The organism is Streptomyces sp. Edi2 (assembly GCF_040253635.1).
Classification (GTDB): domain Bacteria; phylum Actinomycetota; class Actinomycetes; order Streptomycetales; family Streptomycetaceae; genus Streptomyces.
The window spans coordinates 5,181,812-5,199,240 of the sequence record NZ_JBEJGX010000003.1 but is presented as its reverse complement, the minus strand read 5'-3'; the positions used below and the strand labels follow the sequence as shown (position 1 = coordinate 5,199,240).

The following is a 17,429-nucleotide window of genomic DNA, read 5'->3' as shown; positions in this document are numbered from 1 at the left end:
TCCGCTCCCCCGGCCCTCCGCGCCGGCTCCGCGGGCTCAGTCCTCGGCCAGCACGAACGACGTATGGACCGTTTCCAGCCCCGGCACCTTGGCCTCGATCAGGTACTTGCCGGCCGGCACCGTGGCCGGGCTCAGCGTTTTGCACTGCGGACCGCTGGCCCGGCGGTCCCACACGATGGTGCGCTTCACCGAACCCTTGGCCGGAACCTGCAGCAGCGCGGGCCGGGTGCCCGAGGGGCAGTCGTTCGAGGCCCACACGCGGTCGTCGCCCGCGGTGTCGGTGATGGTGAGCACCGCGGCCTTCTGCCCGAGATCCACCTTGCACGCGGCACCGGCCGCGTTCTTGACCGTCAGCTCGAACTTCGGCTTGGCGTCCGGACCGTAGGACTTCTTGACACTGCGCAGCACCAACTCGGCCTTGTCGGATACGCAGTTGGGGAGCGAGGAGCCGGCCTCGACGGCGTTCTTGCCGGATCCCTGGCCGATCGGCCCGTCGGGCACGGAACCCGAACCGCCGGAGCCGGCACCGGAGTCACCGTTGGACGCGTCTTGGTCGCCGCCCGCGGAACCCGAGCCACCGCCGGAACCGGAGTCCGAGCCCCCGCCGCTGCCCGACTCATCGCGCCCGCCCGGCTTTTGGCCGTTCACCGGCCCGCTGTGGGAGGGTCCCGGGGTGATGGACGTCGCGGGCCCGTTTCCATGGGGCCCCTTGCCCTCGTCGTCGCCTTTGCCGCCGATGCCGCCCCAGTTGAGGGCCCACACGACAAGCAAGGCGAGCAGTACGACGATGGCCAGCGCAACAGCCCTCCGTCGCCAGTAGATGGAGGACGGAAGCGGCCCGATCGGATTGCGCAGTGATCCCACGCGGAAACTCTACGAGAGATCGGCCGCCGCACAGGCCAGTACCCGCCGCTTCCCGCTGCAACTTTTCGCATGATCGGCCCGGAGGTGCCTCCCGGTCACCCCGGAGAGAGCTCGGGACCGGCCCGGAGGCGGCTCCTGACCGGCCGCCACGGTCGATCCGCCTCGCCGTCCGTCGTCCGTCAGATGCGCGTTCCCGTGGTCCGTCAGATGCGCCTTCCCGTGGTCCGTCAGATGCGCGTTCCCGTCGTCCGTCAGATGCGTGTTCGGGCGGGCCCGCGGAGCAGAGGTGGCACAAGGCCGGCACCCCGGCCTCAGGAACCCGGCCGCCACTCCTCCTTGTGCCCGAAGCCCTGCCCGTTGTCGATCAGCCGCAGCCAGTCGGGGCGCAGCTCCCACAGGGTGGTGCGCTCCAGGGCGTCGCGCAGCCGTTCACTCCCGGCGACGAAGGGGAAGCGAGCCAGGTAGACCTGCCAGCCCGCGGCCCGCTCGGCGCCGGTCAGCGGGCGGCAGTCGCCCCGGCCCTGAAGCCCCGTCAGCCCGCTCCACTCCTGGCCGTCCCGCTGTGCCGTGAAGGCGGCCCGGGCGCCGGGCACCGCCAGCGCCCGTCCGTGCCGCGTCGTGGTCGCGGTGACGAAATACAGCACGGGCCCGGCGCCGCCCGCTCCGCCGCCCTCCGGGTCCGTCGCATAGAGCACCGCGCAGGCACCCGGCCCGTCCTCGTCCCCGTACGCCAGCGTCATCGTCGTGTGCGCCGCGAGCGCCCGCCGGATCGTCTCCGGGCAGGGCGACCCGCCCGTACCGCCGCTGTCCTGTGCACCACTCGTCTCCGCCATGACCGCATCCTCACCCGCCCCGTCCGGCCGGCGCGCGCCGGGCCCCCGCTCCGGGCGCCGCCTGACTCCGGCCGCCGCCGGACTGTCGTCATACCGCCGGTAACCGCCACCCGTACGCCCCCGGCCGTCCTGCGTGCGGGTGGGCGCGCGGCGGGGCGGGCCCGGTGCGTTTCCCGGGCGACCCCGGACGTGCCAGGATCGGCAGTGCCATGACTTCGACGCCTGTCACCACCACTGCCACGACCGCCGCCACCGAGAACGCTTCCGCCGCCGACGCGGCCGCGGGAGCCGCCGACGGGACCGCGCTGCACGGCCCGGTCACCGACTGGTTCGACGAGCACGCCCGCGATCTGCCCTGGCGCCGCCCCGAGGCGGGCGCCTGGGGCGTGATGGTGAGCGAGTTCATGCTGCAGCAGACCCCGGTCAGCAGAGTGCTGCCGGTCTACGAGCAGTGGCTGGCCCGCTGGCCGCGCCCCGCCGACCTGGCCGCAGAGGCGCCGGGCGAGGCGGTCCGGGCCTGGGGCCGGCTCGGCTACCCGCGCCGCGCCCTGCGGCTCCATGCCGCCGCCTCCGCCATACAGGAGCGGCACGGCGGCGACGTACCGCGCGAGCACAGCCAGTTGCTGGCGCTGCCCGGTGTCGGCGAGTACACCGCCGCCGCGGTCGCCTCGTTCGCGTACGGACAGCGCCACGCCGTGCTGGACACCAATGTGCGCCGGGTGTTCGCCCGCGCGGTGGCCGGCCGCCAGTTCCCGCCGAACGCCACCACCGCGGCGGAGCGCAAACTCGCCCGCCAGTTGCTGCCCGAGGACGAGAACCTGGCGGCGCGCTGGGCGGCGGCCACGATGGAGCTGGGGGCGCTGCTGTGCACGGCGCGCGCTCCGGAGTGCGGGCGCTGCCCGATCGCCGCGCGGTGCGCCTGGCGGCTGGCCGGGTCCCCGGCGCACGACGGCCCGGCACGTCGCACCCAGACGTACGCCGGTACCGACCGCCAGGTGCGCGGCAAGCTGCTCGCCGTCCTGCGCGAGGCGGTCGCGCCGGTGCCACAGCAGGCGCTGGACGCGGTGTGGGACGAGCCGGTGCAGCGGGCCCGGGCACTGGACGGCCTGGTCTCGGACGGTTTGGTGGAGCCGCTGGGCGGTGGCCGCTATCGGTTGCCGCTCACGTAGCGCGGGCGTCATCCGTACGGGAGAACCTGTAAGAGAAGAGGAGGGCGCGGTCACTTCGGCGGCCGCGCCCTTCCGCATCCGGTGGCGTCACCTGACCCCGTGTCATCTTTCGCGCCGGATGACCGGAAAGTGCCCCTGATACGACCGGAAGGAGATGCGCCGCCTCCTCGATTTCCGTCGCGTCACAGCCGGTAGGCCTTCCGGCGGGGGTGCTTCTCCCCCAGGAGTATGACGTGCAGGGGGCCGCCGTCCGTCCGAGGTATGACCCCTGGCGGGCTGTTACACAACCGAGTGTTTTCCGTGCACTCGCTGTGGGGCCCACGCACATTACGCCGCAACACCCCCTCCGTAGCGTCTTCCTCGTGCTGGAGATGACCGCCAGCACGGTCAACGTGGGGAAACGCAAGCGGATCGGAGGCGTCGGAATGGCGACCAGCGGCGGCAAGGTACTGGACTTCGAAGAGTACGTTCGTACGCGGCAGGAGGCCCTGCTGCGGAGCGCCCGGCGCCTGGTGCCCGACCCGGTCGACGCACAGGACCTGCTGCAGACCGCACTGGTGCGCACCTACGGCCGCTGGGACGGCATCGCGGACAAGTCGCTGGCCGACGCCTACCTCCGCCGCGTCATGATCAACACGCGGACCGAGTGGTGGCGGGCCCGCAAGCTGGAAGAGGTGCCCACCGAGCAGCTTCCGGACGCGAGCGTGGACGACGGCACCGAGCAGCGCGCCGACCGCGCCCTGCTGATGGACATCCTCGGGGTGCTGGCTCCCAAGCAGCGCAGCGTCGTCGTGCTGCGGCACTGGGAGCAGATGAGCACCGAGGAGACCGCGGCGGCGCTCGGCATGTCCACGGGAACGGTCAAGAGCACGCTGCACCGTGCGCTGGCCCGGCTGCGCCAGGAGCTGCAGATGCGTGACATCGACGCGCGGATGCTGGAGCGTGGCGAGCGGAGGCGGGAGCGGTGCGCGGCCTGAACGGCGGCACACGGCACACCGCGGGCCCCCGAGCAGCAGACCCGACATCCCCCCACGCACAAGACGAAGTGTGTGTTTACCGATGAATACGGACACAACGCCGGCCGCCTTACGGCTCACAGCGCGACGCGCGACAATCACCTCAGGAACAGCAGCGGCATCGGCAGCTGTGCGAGCAGCACGGTGAGCGGGAGCGGATTGACCAGGAACAGGTTGACCAGGGTCGGGTTGACCAAAGGCGGCGCGGCCACGGCGGGAGTGGCCGCCGTCGGCCTTTTGCTGGCCGGATGCAATCCGGGGGGCGAAGGCGTGCGCAGCGAGGGGTCGGCCGGCACCACCCCTGCGCCCAAGGGCGCCGTGCACGCCACTCCCAGCGCTTCCCCGACCGCCCGCTACAAGAAGGTCAACGCCGTCAGGCTGCTCAAGGACGCCCCGAAGGTCGGCCCGGACGTGAAGAGGTCGCTGGCCAAGCCGTGCGCCGGGGACGAGTACCCGGTCGAGGTGACCTATGCGACGCTCACCGGCGGCACCTCCCCCGATGTCATCGTCAATGTCATGACCTGCGCGGACTCCGTCGGCATCGGCGCGTATGTTTTCCACAAGCGCGCCGGCGCGCCGGACGGGTATGACACCGTGTACAGCAATGAACAGCCGTCGGTCTACGCCGGGGTGAACAAGGGCGACCTGGAGGTCTCCAAGCAGACCTACGCCGCGGGCGACAAGGTGTGCTGCCCCTCCGGTGAGGACGTGTTGACCTACCACTGGAAGGACGGGCGCTTCCGCGAGCGGGGCCGTCCGTATCACACCGACTACAGCAAGACCACCGCCGACGCCGGCACGCCGGACGACGGCAAGGGAACGGAGGGTTGAGACAACCGCATGGCCGAGACCCATGTGCTCTTCGTCGAGGACGACGACGTGATCCGCGAGGCCACCCAGCTCGCCCTGGAGCGGGACGGCTTCGTGGTCACCGCGATGCCCGACGGGCTGGCGGGCCTGGAGGCGTTCCGCGCCGACCGCCCCGATATCGCCCTGCTCGATGTGATGGTGCCGGGACTCGACGGCGTCAGCCTGTGCCGGCGGATCCGCGACGAGTCGACGGTCCCCGTGATCATGCTGTCGGCACGCGCCGACTCGATCGATGTGGTGCTCGGCCTGGAGGCCGGTGCGGACGACTACGTCACCAAGCCGTTCGACGGTGCGGTGCTGGTCGCCCGGATCCGCGCCGTCCTGCGCCGCTTCGGCCACGCCAGCGGCCCGAACGGGCCCGGCTCCGGGACGGCCGAGCCGGCCGACGCCGCCGAGGCGGTGCTGCGCTTCGGTGATCTGGAGATCGACACCGAGGGCATGGAGGTGCGCAAGGGCGGCGAGAACGTCGCGCTCACGCCGACCGAGATGCGTCTGCTGCTGGAGTTCTCCAACGCGCCGGGTACGGTCCTCTCGCGTGACCGGCTGCTGGAGCGGGTCTGGGACTACGGCTGGGGTGGTGACACCCGGGTGGTGGACGTCCATGTCCAGCGGTTGCGCGGCAAGATCGGTCAGGACCGGATCGAGACGGTCCGCGGCTTCGGATACAAGCTGAGAGGCTGACACCGCCGGTGGTCAGGCTTGCCCTGCGCACGGGGCTGAGATGGAAGCTCAGCGCCGCGATCGCGCTCGTGGGAGCGCTGGTCGCGATCGCGCTGAGCCTTGTCGTGCACAACGCCGCCCGCCATTCCATGCTCGACAACAGCCGGGATGTGCAGATCGAGCGGCTCAACTTCACGCAGAAGATCTTCCTCTCCACCAACCGGCTGCAGTTCGGCGCGAAGATCGACGACCCCGAGCTGCCGGAGGCGCTGCGCGACGAGGTCGCCAAGAACAAGCGCGCCACCTACCTCCAGGACACCGGGCAGACCGCCCCCGATGTGTGGGCGGCCTCACCGCTCAGCAACAACCGGGTCCTCTCCATGCACGACCGTTTCCCCGACCGCTTCGCCGTCCTCGACGACCTCGACCAGGCCCTGGTCATCGGGTCGACCGCGGTGGTGGTCGGCGGCTGTGCGCTCGGAGTGCTGGTCGGCGGGCGGCTCTCCAAGCGGCTGCGCAAGGCGGCCGCGGCGGCCGGCAAGCTCGCCGACGGCGACACCGCGGTCCGGATCCGCGACGAGGTCGGCAGCGGACGGGTACGCGACGAGACCGACGATCTGGCCTTCGCCGTGGACGCCATGTCGGACGCCCTCCAGGAGCGCATCGAGGCCGAGCGACGGGTCACCGCCGATATCGCCCACGAGTTGCGCACCCCGGTCACCGGCCTGCTGACCGCCGCCGAACTGCTGCCGCCGGGCCGCCCCTCGGAACTCGTCCGCGACCGGGCGCAGGCGCTGCGCACCCTCGTCGAGGACGTCCTGGAAGTGGCCCGGCTCGACGGCCATGCGGAGCGCGCCGAACTGCAGGACGTCGTGCTCGGCGAGTTCGTCACCCGCCGGGTGCGTGCCCTCGACCCGGGGATCACCGTCGAGGTCGTACGCGAAGCCGAGGTCACCACCGACCCGCGCCGCCTGGAGCGGATCCTCGGCAACCTGATCGCCAACGCCGCCCGCCACGGCAAGCCGCCGGTCGAGGTCACCGTCGAGGGGCGGGTCCTGCGGGTCCGCGATCACGGCACGGGCTTCCCCGAGGCGCTGCTGCGCGAGGGCCCCAGCCGCTTCCGCACCGGCAGCAGCGACCGGGCCGGCCGCGGCCACGGCCTGGGCCTGACCATCGCGGCCGGCCAGGCCCGCGTCCTGGGCGCCCGTCTCACCTTCCGCAACGCGGATGAACTCACCGACGGCTCGACGGGCGCCGTCTCCCTCCTCTGGCTACCGGAGAACGCGCCGACGAGTACGGGGAGCTTCCCGGTGCTACACCTGCCGGAGCGGTAGCGGTTTTCCTCTGGCCCACGTTTTGGCTTTCCCGCCGTGGGGGTTTGCCGCCGTTGCGCCTGGCGGCGGGCCGGTTCGCTGCGCTTTGCCCCTGCCCACGTTGTCGACTGTCCCGCCGTTTCGCCTGCGGCGGGCCGGTTCGCTGCGCTTTGTCCCCGCCCACGTTGTCGGCTGTCCCGCCGTTTCGCCTGCGGCGGGCGGGGTCCGCTGCGCGGGGCTGTCGGGGTGCGGTGACGGGCCTGCGCGGGTGGGTGTCCGGACTGCTTCGCTTTACGTCCGGACACCCACCCGCTCCGGCCCGTCCCCTCCCGTTGGGTGGGTGGAAAGAAGGCCGGTGGGGGTGGACGTGGCTGGTCCGGTGCGCCTCGTTGGTCACACTGAAACGCTTCACCCCGGAAGGACCGGGAGGGCGCCGTACGGCCATGACAATGGCCCGCCCCCACCCCCGTTTACTTACTCACTCACGGGAGGGGACGGGCCGGAGGGGCCTGGTGTGTGGGCTTTGCTTCCGAAGGCTCCAAGAAAGAGCAAAGGCGGAGCGCAGCGGAGCGTAAAGCGAAGCAGTCCACACACCAGGCCCCGGAGGTCCGTCACCGCACCCACAGCCCCGCGCAGCGGACCCGGCGCCGCAGGCGAAACGGCGGGAAAGCCAAAAACAGGGGCGAGGCAAAGCGCAGCGGACCGGCCCGCCGCAGGCGGAACAAGAGAAACCCCCACGGCGGGCCAGCCGAAAACGTGGGAATTACACGGCCTCAACGACCGGCACGCGGTCGACCGCCGGCGTCGTGGACTCGGCCGGCTTGGCCGGCCCACCGCGCAGCGGAACCTCCTTGAGGAACCACGCCGCCGCAAACCCCACGATGCTGATCGCCGCGCCCCACAGGAAAACGTGATGCGTGCCGGAGGCCACCGCGTGCGCGTAGGCGTCCTTGATCACCGGAGGGAGCTTGGCGAGTCCCTTCGGGTCCATCTGGGCGCCGCCGCTGGTCATCTTCTCGCCGGCCTTGCCGATCCGCTCGGCCATCGTCGTCTGCACCTGGTGGGTGAAGATCGCACCGAAGATCGCGACGCCGAAGGAGCCGCCGATCGTGCGGAAGAGGGTGGCCGAGGACGAGCCGACGCCCATGTCCTTCATCTCGACGCTGTTCTGCGCGATCAGCATCGTGGTCTGCATCAGGAAGCCCATACCGGCGCCGAGCACGACCATGAAGAGGCTGGAGGTGAAGCGGGTCGTTGCGACGTCCATCAGGGACAGCAGCACCAGGCCCACGGTGAGCAGCGCGCTGCCGCCGACCACGAAGATCTTGTACTTGCCGGTCTGGGTGGTGACCCGGCCCGCGATCAGCGAGACGACCAGCAGCCCGCCCATCAGCGGCAGCAGCAGGAGACCGGAGTTGGTGGCCGAGGCGCCCTGCACGGTCTGCTGGAACAGCGGCAGGAAGGTCATCGACCCGAACATCACGAAGCCGACCAGGAAGCCGATCAGCGTGATCAGCGAGAAGTTGCCGTTGCGGAAGATGTGCAGCGGCAGCACCGGCTCCTTGACCCTGCGCTCCACCACCAGGAAGAGGGCGAGCGCGACCACACCGAGGATCCCGAGGCCGATGATCTGGCCGGACAGCCAGTCGTACTCGGTGCCGCCCCAGGTGGTGATCAGCACCAGCGAGGTGATGCCGAGGGTGAGCAGCGCGGCGCCGACGTAGTCGATCCGGGTCTGCGACCGCTTCTTCGGCAGATGCAGCACCGCGGTCACCATGACCAGCGCGATCGCACCGAGCGGCAGGTTGATGTAGAAGCTCCAGCGCCAGCCGAGGTGGTCGGTGATGCTGCCGCCGACCAGCGGCCCGCCGACCATGGCGACGGCCATGACACCGGCCATCATGCCCTGGTACTTGCCGCGCTCCCGCGGCGGAATCAGATCGCCGATGATCGCCATGACGCCGACCATCAGACCGCCCGCGCCCAGGCCCTGCACGGCGCGGAAGCCGATCAGCTGCCCCATGTCCTGTGCCATGCCGGACAGCGCGGAGCCGATCAGGAAGAGCACGATGGACGACAGGAAGACGCCCTTGCGTCCGTACATGTCGCCGAGCTTGCCCCAGATCGGCGTCGAGGCCGCGGTGGCGAGCGTGTAGGCGGTGACGACCCAGGACAGGTGGTCCATCCCGCCCAGTTCACCGACGATGGTCGGCATCGCGGTGCCGACGATCATGTTGTCCAGCATCGCGAGCAGCATCGCGATCATCAGTGCGAAGAGCACCATCCGTACGCCGGCGGGCTTCTTGCCCGAGCCGGTCTCCTGCGGCGCGTCCGGTCTCCCCGACCGGTCCGCTATCCGTCCGTCCCCCGTCGGGGTCGCATGCTGCGACTTCCCCATCACTCACTCCTACTTACTTGCCGCCCGGCTAGTTCAGTACAGTGAGGAAGGTAGGCGGCCAACTAGCCGGGCGTCAAGTAAGTTTCCCTGGCACCCCACGGGGCAGCCCTCTGACCAGTACCGACGATGCAGGAGAGCAGCATGAGCACACAGGCGCGCAGGGGAAACACCCGCCAGCGCATCCAGAAGGTCGCTCTGGAGCTGTTCTCCGAACAGGGCTACGACAAGACCTCACTGCGCGAGATCGCCGAAAAGCTGGACGTCACGAAGGCGGCGCTCTACTACCACTTCAAGACCAAGGAAGACATCGTCATCAGCCTGTTCCAGGACCTGGGCAGGCCCATCGACGAGGTGATCGCCTGGGCCGAGGAGCAGCCGCGCACCCTGGAGACCAAACAGGAGCTGATCCGGCGCTACAGCGAGTCGCTGCGCTCGGGCGAGCCCCTGTTCCGGTTCATGCAGGAGAACCAGGCGGCGGTGCGCGATCTGAGCATCGGCGAGACGTTCAAATCACGCATGCTGGCCCTCTTCGGGCTGCTCAAGGAGCCCGAATCGGAGCTGACGGATCAGGTGCGCTGCATCACGGCACTGTTCTCCATGCATGCGGGCATGTTCGCGATGCAGCATGTGGAGGGCGACCCCGAGGAGAAGCGCAAGGCCGTCCTCGAGGTCGCCACAGAACTGGTCACGGCGGCCAACCCGCCGAACCGCCGGCCAGCCCGGCCGGACTCAGCTCAGACGGCATCGCCGTGAGCCCGCAGGAATCCGGTCGGCTCGATGCCCGTCCCGTAGTTGGGGCCGGTGCGGACCTCGAAGTGCAGGTGGGGACCGGTGGAGTTACCGGTGCTGCCGGACAGGCCGATCTGCTGGCCGGCGCCGACCTGCTGGCCGACCCGGACCTGTATCTGTGACAGGTGCGCGTACTGGGTGTACGTACCGTCGTCGTGCTGGATCACGATGGCGTTGCCGTAGGCCGGGCCGTCGCCGCCACCCCAGGGGCCGGCCTTGACGACGGTGCCCTTGTGGACGGCCTTGACCGCGGTGCCGGTCGGCACGACGAAGTCCTGACCACTGTGCTTGTGCGACCAGTGGCTGCCGGCGATGCCGAAGGGCTCGCCCAGGGTGTAATTGTCGACCGGCTTGACCCAGGCGTCGGCGGCCTTGGCCGCGTCCTGCTTGGCCTTGACGGCGGCGGCCTTCGCGGTGGCCGCGGACTTCGCCTGCGCGTCGGCCTGCGCGGTCACGGCCGAACCGACACCCGAGGTGAGGTTCTGCAGACCCGCGTCGGCGGCGGTCGCAATACCGGCACCCAGTGCGGCGGTCACACCGACACCGGCGGCGACAACGGCGACGCGATTGCGCAGAGCGGACTTCTTCGCATTGCGGAGAGCAGCAAACTTGGACATGCGGGTTTTCCTCCAGTGAATTGATTGGTTACCCGGCTGCGGACCGGGATCGCCATTCCTTGGTAACCCGCCTTCGCCGCCCCGCCAAGGGGCCTTTCTACTAACCCGGCCCGTACCAGGAGCCGAGTGAGCGAGGCCCTTGCCTGCCCTCCCGAACTCTGCGCGAAACCCCCAAATCCGGACATCTCGCAGCGCTTCACGGGCCCGCCACGCACCCCTTGAACAGGTATTTTCGCCATATGTCGCACGGGCGACGCACGCCCCGCCCCACCCGTTCCCCGTACCCCGCCCTTCCCGGCACCTTCACCCCTGCCACTCCGCCGCCCACTTCCCCTAATTCTTTTAGTAGGCCTCAAATCGGCTGTGCGCCATGTCACCGATAACCAAGATCCAATCCCTTTTCGCGCCCCTGCCGGACCCCCGATTCATTCCCTGGAACCTTTACGAACCGCGCCGCCCGGCCCTTTGTGACGCCGGTTACCCGGAATATGTGACCCGGATTACCCGGCCTTTGTGACCCGGGTTACGCGGCATTGGTGACCTGAGTTACCCACACTCACCAAATGCCCGAATTGAAGGGAAATGGGGAGGGCGGTTTCCGTGACCGCCGCCACGCCGCTCCCCCTTCGTGCGAACCTGGCCGATCCCCGCCCGCCGCCCCTCCGGCCGCTCTAGCCTGGCCCGACGGCAACACCGGCCACGGGGGGAGGGCGGACCCACGATGGACCCGTCAGCAGTGGGCATCCGACTCGCCTCCGGCGTGGTCGCCCCGCTCGTCAAGAAGCTCTTCGTCAAGGAGGGGCCAGGCGCCGGCCTGCTGGACGGGCCGGTACGGATATCCCTCCGGCTGCCGCAGGCGACGCAGCTGAGCGTCATCAACACCGCGCACGGCCCACTCGCCGACCTGAGCCGTTCCCTACGCGCCGCCCTCCCGGCGTTCCCCGCCCTCCGCAGACTCCAGCTCTACGGCCTCACCGGCGGCACCGTCGCGCTGCCGCCACTGACCGGCCTGCCCGAGCTGCGGGAGGTCTTCCTCTCCTACCTGCGCCCCGAGCCCGCCCCCGAACTCCCGCCGCACGTCGAACTCACCCGCTTCCCCCGCCCCCGCACATAGGCTGGCTCATACGCCGTCAACGCCCCTGCCAGGAACCGCAGTTACGGGAAGCGCCCATGGATCCCACGACCCTTGCCGCCCGCCTCACCCCGCAGAACGTCGACCCGCTGATCCGCAGGCTTTTCCAGACCGCCGGGCCGGCCGCCGCCCCGGACGACCGTCCGGTGCCGCTGGCCCGCCTGGTGTCCTTCACCGGTGAGCAGCCCGCCCTGAGCGAGGCGGAGTTGTCCGGCGTCGCCACCGCCCTCGTCGAACAGGCCACCGGCAGGGCGGCGGGCGGCGAGCAGCAAGCGCTGGTCACAGCCGTCGCCCGTACGCTCCGCGCACTCGCCGACACCGGCATGGATGACCTGGACGCGGCCCGGCTGCTGCCCGCCGCGTTCGCCCGCCGTCTGAGCGCGGCGGCGCCCGGTGCCACCGAGCACCTGGACCGCGACGACGTCCGGCTGCACAGCCTGCTGATGGACGTCGTGGCCCGGCACGTCCTGTACTTCCTCACCCGGAGGTCGCCCTACGTCGCCGCAACGCTCGTCGAGCAGACCCGCACCCTCGCCAAGCTGCTCCACGGCCCGCAGGCCGGTGCCAATGCCGGTGCCAGTACTTACGCCGGTGCAGGTACCCCGCCAGCTGACGAAGCCCCCGCCACCGCCTTACCGCCGCCTCACACCGCCCAGGACCCCTCCACCCCCGCCCCTGACCCCGACCCCGCCCCCGTCGCCACCCCGCCCCAGGACGACGCCTTCGCGGCCCGCTACGCGCAGGCCACCGCCGCCCTCCACAACCACCTCACGATCTTCGGTATCGATCTTGCGCACTCCCCCGACAGCTGGCCGCTCGACGCCGCCTATCTGGGGCTGGAGTGCGAGCCCGGACCGCAGGAGGCCGACGCCGCGGGGCAGGACGATCCCCCGCTGCCCGCCGAGCAGGCGCTGTCGGGCCGCGACCGGGTGCTGGTGCGCGGGGTGGCCGGGTCGGGCAAGACGACGCTGCTGCAGTGGCTGGCGGTCGCCGCCGCCCGCGGCGATCTGCCGGAGGCGCTGGCGGGGCTGCGCGGCCGGGTGCCGTTCCTGCTGCCCGTACGCCGCTTCGCCCGGGAGGGGCTGCCCTCTCCCGCCACCTTCCTGCGCGCCGTGGGCTATCAGGAGGCCGGGGCGGCCCCGGACGGCTGGACGGAGCGGGTGCTCGGCGCGGGCCGCGCGCTGCTGCTGATCGACGGGATCGACGAGGCCCCCGAGAGCGACCGCGAACAGGTGCGCCGCAAGCTCCGGGAGTGGACCCTGCGCTATCCCGGCAACGTCTGGATCGTCACCTCCCGGCCGTCCGCCGTCCCCGGGGGCTGGCTGGCCGACGAGGGGTTCGGCGAGGTGTCGCTGGCCCCGATGAACCGCGAGGACGTCGCCGCGTTCATCCAGCGCTGGCACCGGGCCGCGGCCCAGCAGAACCCGGCCGACCTGGACCGGCTCGGCCATTACGAACGCACCCTCCTCCATGCCGTACGGATCACCCGGGATCTGGGGCGGCTGGCGACCAATCCGCTGATGTGCGGGCTGCTGTGCGCGCTGCACCGCGACCGCCGGGGCTATCTGCCCAACGGCCGCAAGGAGCTCTACGACGCGGCGCTGTCGATGCTGCTGGAGCGCCGGGACCGGGAGCGGGCCATGGCGGCCACCGACGGGATCGAGCTGACCCGGCAGCCCAAGATCCAGCTGCTGCAGAAACTCGCCCACTGGATGCTGGTCAACGGCCGCTCGGAGATGGACCGGGCGACCGCGGTCGGCACCCTCGCCCGGCATCTGCCCGCGATCCCGGACGCGGCCCGCCAGGGCGGCCCGGAGGAGGTCTTCCGGCATCTGCTCAACCGCACAGGGCTGCTGCGCGAGCCCACCCCCGGCACCGTCGACTTCGTGCACCGCACCTTCCAGGACTACCTCGCCGCCCGGGCGACGGTGCAGCGGCACGATTTCCGGCTGCTGCTCGACCATGCCCACCACGACGACTGGGAGGACGTCATCCGGATGGCCGTGGCCCTGGCCCGTCCCGATGAGTGCGCGGCCCTCCTGGACGGGCTGCTCGCCCCGCACCCCGGCGTACGGGCCGCCGAGGCCCGGCACCGCAAGCTGCTCGCCGCGGCCTGTCTGGAACACGCCACCGAGCTGGACCCGGCGGTACGGGCGCGGGTGCAGCGCTTCACCCGCGACATGGTGCGGCCCGGCACCCCGTCCGCGGCCCGTGCCCTGGGCTGGATAGGGCCGATCGTGCTGGAGATGTTGCCCGACCCCGCCCAGGTCTCCGACCGCGAGGCCTGTCTCCTCGCGATCACGGCCACCTCGATCGGCGACGACATGGCGATCGACTATCTGACGGGCCTGCGCGACCGGGCGCATCACGAGGTGCGGGCGCAGCTCGCCGGGGCGTGGCGGCGCCATGACACCGCCCGCTACGCCCAGGAGATCATCGCCCACCTCGAACCGGCCGAGCTGTACTTTCCGGTCTGTGATCTGGCGGAGCTGGATGCGCTACGCCGGATGGGCGGGCGCCCGCAGCTACGGATCGCCGGGCCTTTCACCCCCGGCCGGCTCATCGAGGGCATCACCCCGGCCGACGGCCTGACCCGGTTGTGGCTCGCTTATGACCTCGGCGTATCGATGGAGTGGCTGTCCGCTTTTCCGAAACTGGACACCCTGCGCATCGGCCGTCGTATTCCGCCGGTGCGAGGTGTTCCCGAAGGAATCCGCGTCGTCCAGATGTAAGGGGCGGGCGCCGGTGACGTTGTCCAGAAACGGCCGAAAATGACCTAGCAATTACGGAGCTGAATTCCTCCGCTGCATACGGCGCCACATACGGCACTGCCCCGGAACCGTAAGAAACGATTCCGGGGCAGTGCCGTATGCGGGATATCCGCGGTGCCGCTCAGGCGTCCTTGCTGAGGTTCGGACCCGAACCGCCGGTCGCGGACTCGATCGGCGGGGCGTCGGGCAGTGCCGACTTCTCCTCGCCGCGGAAGGTGAACTTGACGGTGTCACCCTCGCCCTCGGTGTCGACGACCACGATGTGGCCCGGACGCAGCTCGCTGAAGAGGATCTTCTCCGAGAGGGCGTCCTCGATCTCGCGCTGGATCGTGCGGCGCAGCGGACGGGCGCCGAGCACCGGGTCGTACCCGCGCTTGGCCAGCAGCGACTTGGCCTCGCTGCTGAGCTCGATGCCCATGTCGCGGTCCTTGAGCCGCTCGTCCACCTTGGCGATCATGAGGTCGACGATCTGGATGATGTCTTCCTCGGTGAGCTGGTGGAAGACGACCGTGTCGTCCACACGGTTGAGGAACTCGGGGCGGAAGTGCTGCTTGAGCTCTTCGTTGACCTTGTTCTTCATCCGCTCGTAGCTGGACTTGGAGTCGCCCTGGGCCGCGAAGCCGAGGTTGAAGCCCTTGGAGATGTCCCGGGTGCCGAGGTTGGTCGTCATGATGATGACCGTGTTCTTGAAGTCCACGACCCGGCCCTGGGAGTCGGTCAGGCGACCGTCCTCCAGGATCTGCAGCAGCGAGTTGAAGATGTCCGGGTGGGCCTTCTCGACCTCGTCGAAGAGCACCACGGAGAACGGCTTGCGGCGCACCTTCTCGGTGAGCTGACCGCCCTCTTCGTAGCCGACGTAGCCGGGAGGCGAACCGAACAGCCGCGAGACCGTGTGCTTCTCGCTGAACTCCGACATGTCGAGGGAGATCAGCGCGTCCTCGTCGCCGAACAGGAACTCCGCCAGCGTCTTGGACAGCTCCGTCTTACCCACACCGGACGGACCGGCGAAGATGAACGAGCCGCCGGGACGCTTGGGGTCCTTCAGGCCGGCACGGGTACGGCGGATGGCCTGGGAGAGCGCCTTGATGGCGTCCTTCTGGCCGATGACGCGCTTGTGCAGCTCGTCTTCCATCCGCAGCAGCCGGGAGGACTCCTCCTCGGTGAGCTTGAAGACCGGGATGCCGGTGGCCGTCGCCAGGACCTCGGCGATCAGCTCCTCGTCCACCTCGGCGACGACGTCCATGTCGCCGGCCTTCCACTCCTTCTCCCGCTTCGCCTTCGCGGCCAGGAGCTGCTTCTCCTTGTCGCGCAGGCCCGCGGCCATCTCGAAGTCCTGCGAGTCGATCGCGGACTCCTTCTCCCGGCGCACATCGGCGATCTTCTCGTCGAATTCGCGCAGGTCCGGCGGCGCGGTCATCCGGCGGATCCGCATCCGGGAGCCGGCCTCGTCGATCAGGTCGATCGCCTTGTCCGGCAGGAAGCGGTCGGAGATGTAGCGGTCGGCGAGGGTGGCCGCCGCGACCAGCGCGGAGTCCGTGATGGACACGCGGTGGTGCGCTTCGTAGCGGTCCCGCAGCCCCTTGAGGATCTCGATGGTGTGGGGCAGCGACGGCTCCGCGACCTGGATCGGCTGGAAGCGGCGCTCCAGGGCCGCGTCCTTCTCCAGGTGCTTGCGGTACTCGTCGAGCGTGGTGGCACCGATGGTCTGCAGCTCGCCTCGCGCCAGCATGGGCTTGAGGATGCTCGCGGCGTCGATCGCGCCCTCGGCGGCGCCCGCACCCACCAGGGTGTGGAGCTCGTCGATGAACAGGATGATGTCGCCGCGGGTGCGGATCTCCTTGAGCACCTTCTTCAGGCGCTCTTCGAAGTCACCGCGGTAGCGGGAGCCGGCGACCAGGGCACCGAGGTCAAGGGTGTAGAGGTGCTTGTCCTTGAGGGTCTCGGGCACCTCGCCCTTGACGATGGCCTGCGCCAGGCCCTCGACGACCGCCGTCTTGCCGACGCCGGGCTCGCCGATGAGGACCGGGTTGTTCTTGGTACGGCGGGACAGGACCTGCATGACCCGCTCGATTTCCTTCTCGCGCCCGATGACCGGGTCGAGCTTGGTCTCGCGAGCGGCCTGCGTCAGGTTGCGGCCGAACTGGTCCAGGACGAGGGACGTCGAGGGCGTGCCCTCGGCGGGGCCGCCGGCCGTGGCGGCTTCCTTGCCCTGGTATCCGGAGAGCAGCTGGATGACCTGCTGCCGCACCCGGTTCAGATCGGCGCCCAGCTTCACCAGGACCTGGGCGGCGACGCCCTCGCCCTCGCGGATCAGGCCGAGCAGGATGTGCTCCGTACCGATGTAATTGTGGCCGAGCTGGAGGGCCTCGCGGAGCGAGAGCTCCAGGACCTTCTTGGCACGGGGGGTGAAGGGGATGTGCCCGGACGGAGCCTGCTGGCCCTGCCCGATGATCTCCTCCACCTGCTGGCGGACCGCCTCGAGCGAAATCCCGAGGCTCTCCAGGGCCTTAGCGGCGACACCCTCACCCTCATGGATCAGGCCCAGGAGGATGTGCTCGGTGCCGATGTAGTTGTGGTTGAGCATCCGGGCTTCTTCCTGAGCCAGGACGACAACCCGCCGCGCACGGTCGGTGAACCTCTCGAACATCGTTAATCGCTCCTCAGAGCGGTCAGGCAGTTAGGGGTCGGTCCCCTCCCTGTCCTTCCGCATGCTAGTCCCGCGGGGCGGGACAGCTCATTCCAACTGCCGACACCCGTCCGGATCACCCCCGCTCCGGCGGGGAAATTTACTGCCGAACAGCTGACATCTGCTCCAACTCGATGGTGCGAGACGATGTTCCCGCAGGCCAGGCATATACGCCCTCTGCTACTACGCCCGTGGCGAACGCGCCCTGTACCGACACGCCGTCCGCCGCCGGCCGTCAGCCGGGGAGAAGCGCCTCGGGCGCCGGTCACACCGTCTCTTCCCACTGAGACTGTCTTACCCGCAGGCACGGA

13 protein-coding genes are annotated in these 17,429 nt (G+C 70.2%); 8 read left to right on the top strand and 5 right to left on the bottom strand.

What is annotated here, in order from left to right:
- Positions 1–36: 36 nt before the first annotated feature.
- Both ABR737_RS26235 and ABR737_RS26230 read right to left on the bottom strand, forming a co-directional pair.
- Positions 37–864 (bottom strand): hypothetical protein, encoded by an 828-nt coding sequence (locus ABR737_RS26235; protein WP_350252750.1) that lies wholly within the window; start codon positions 862–864, stop codon positions 37–39.
- Positions 865–1,175: 311 nt separating this feature from the next.
- A complete protein-coding gene (locus ABR737_RS26230; protein ID WP_350252749.1) occupies positions 1,176–1,697 on the bottom strand; it encodes a pyridoxamine 5'-phosphate oxidase in 522 nt (173 codons plus the stop codon).
- A 209-nt stretch (positions 1,698–1,906) separates the two neighbouring features.
- On the opposite strand from ABR737_RS26230, the gene ABR737_RS26225 reads away from it, so the two are divergent.
- The 5 genes from ABR737_RS26225 (at position 1,907) to cseC (ending at position 6,746) form a co-directional block, all read left to right on the top strand.
- Positions 1,907–2,866, top strand: a complete 960-nt coding sequence (locus ABR737_RS26225) for an iron-sulfur binding domain-containing protein (protein ID WP_350252747.1) — start codon at positions 1,907–1,909, stop codon at positions 2,864–2,866.
- Positions 2,867–3,237: 371 nt separating this feature from the next.
- Positions 3,238–3,843, top strand: a complete 606-nt coding sequence (locus tag ABR737_RS26220) for a SigE family RNA polymerase sigma factor (RefSeq protein WP_502964506.1) — start codon at positions 3,238–3,240, stop codon at positions 3,841–3,843.
- Positions 3,844–4,152: 309 nt separating this feature from the next.
- Positions 4,153–4,713 (top strand): hypothetical protein, encoded by a 561-nt coding sequence (locus ABR737_RS26215; protein ID WP_502964379.1) that lies wholly within the window; start codon positions 4,153–4,155, stop codon positions 4,711–4,713.
- 9 nt (positions 4,714–4,722) lie between these two features.
- The gene (cseB, locus tag ABR737_RS26210) at positions 4,723–5,433 is read left to right on the top strand and encodes a two-component system response regulator CseB (RefSeq protein ID WP_350252744.1); all 711 of its coding nucleotides are present in this window, start codon (positions 4,723–4,725) and stop codon (positions 5,431–5,433) included.
- 8 nt (positions 5,434–5,441) lie between these two features.
- Positions 5,442–6,746 (top strand): two-component system sensor histidine kinase CseC, encoded by a 1,305-nt coding sequence (gene cseC / locus ABR737_RS26205; protein ID WP_350252742.1) that lies wholly within the window; start codon positions 5,442–5,444, stop codon positions 6,744–6,746.
- A 742-nt stretch (positions 6,747–7,488) separates the two neighbouring features.
- Here cseC and ABR737_RS26200 read toward each other — a convergent pair.
- Positions 7,489–9,123, bottom strand: coding sequence for an MDR family MFS transporter (locus tag ABR737_RS26200; RefSeq protein WP_502964378.1), 1,635 nt, complete (start codon positions 9,121–9,123; stop codon positions 7,489–7,491).
- Between the two features lie 141 nt (positions 9,124–9,264).
- On the opposite strand from ABR737_RS26200, the gene ABR737_RS26195 reads away from it, so the two are divergent.
- Positions 9,265–9,876 (top strand): TetR/AcrR family transcriptional regulator, encoded by a 612-nt coding sequence (locus tag ABR737_RS26195; protein ID WP_350252740.1) that lies wholly within the window; start codon positions 9,265–9,267, stop codon positions 9,874–9,876.
- On the opposite strand, the gene ABR737_RS26190 is transcribed toward ABR737_RS26195, so the two are convergent.
- Positions 9,858–10,529: a M23 family metallopeptidase gene (locus ABR737_RS26190; RefSeq protein WP_350252738.1), complete on the bottom strand. Its 672-nt coding sequence runs from the start codon at positions 10,527–10,529 to the stop codon at positions 9,858–9,860. The genes ABR737_RS26195 and ABR737_RS26190 overlap by 19 nt on opposite strands.
- A 721-nt stretch (positions 10,530–11,250) precedes the next feature.
- On the opposite strand from ABR737_RS26190, the gene ABR737_RS26185 reads away from it, so the two are divergent.
- Together ABR737_RS26185 and ABR737_RS26180 are read left to right on the top strand one after the other, a co-directional pair.
- Positions 11,251–11,643 (top strand): hypothetical protein, encoded by a 393-nt coding sequence (locus ABR737_RS26185; RefSeq protein WP_350252737.1) that lies wholly within the window; start codon positions 11,251–11,253, stop codon positions 11,641–11,643.
- Between the two features lie 56 nt (positions 11,644–11,699).
- Positions 11,700–14,393, top strand: a complete 2,694-nt coding sequence (locus ABR737_RS26180) for an NACHT domain-containing protein (RefSeq protein ID WP_350252736.1) — start codon at positions 11,700–11,702, stop codon at positions 14,391–14,393.
- 160 nt (positions 14,394–14,553) lie between these two features.
- Here the strand turns inward: ABR737_RS26180 and ABR737_RS26175 are convergent, their stop codons facing one another.
- Positions 14,554–17,079, bottom strand: coding sequence for an ATP-dependent Clp protease ATP-binding subunit (locus tag ABR737_RS26175; RefSeq protein WP_350252734.1), 2,526 nt, complete (start codon positions 17,077–17,079; stop codon positions 14,554–14,556).
- Positions 17,080–17,429 lie beyond the last annotated feature (350 nt).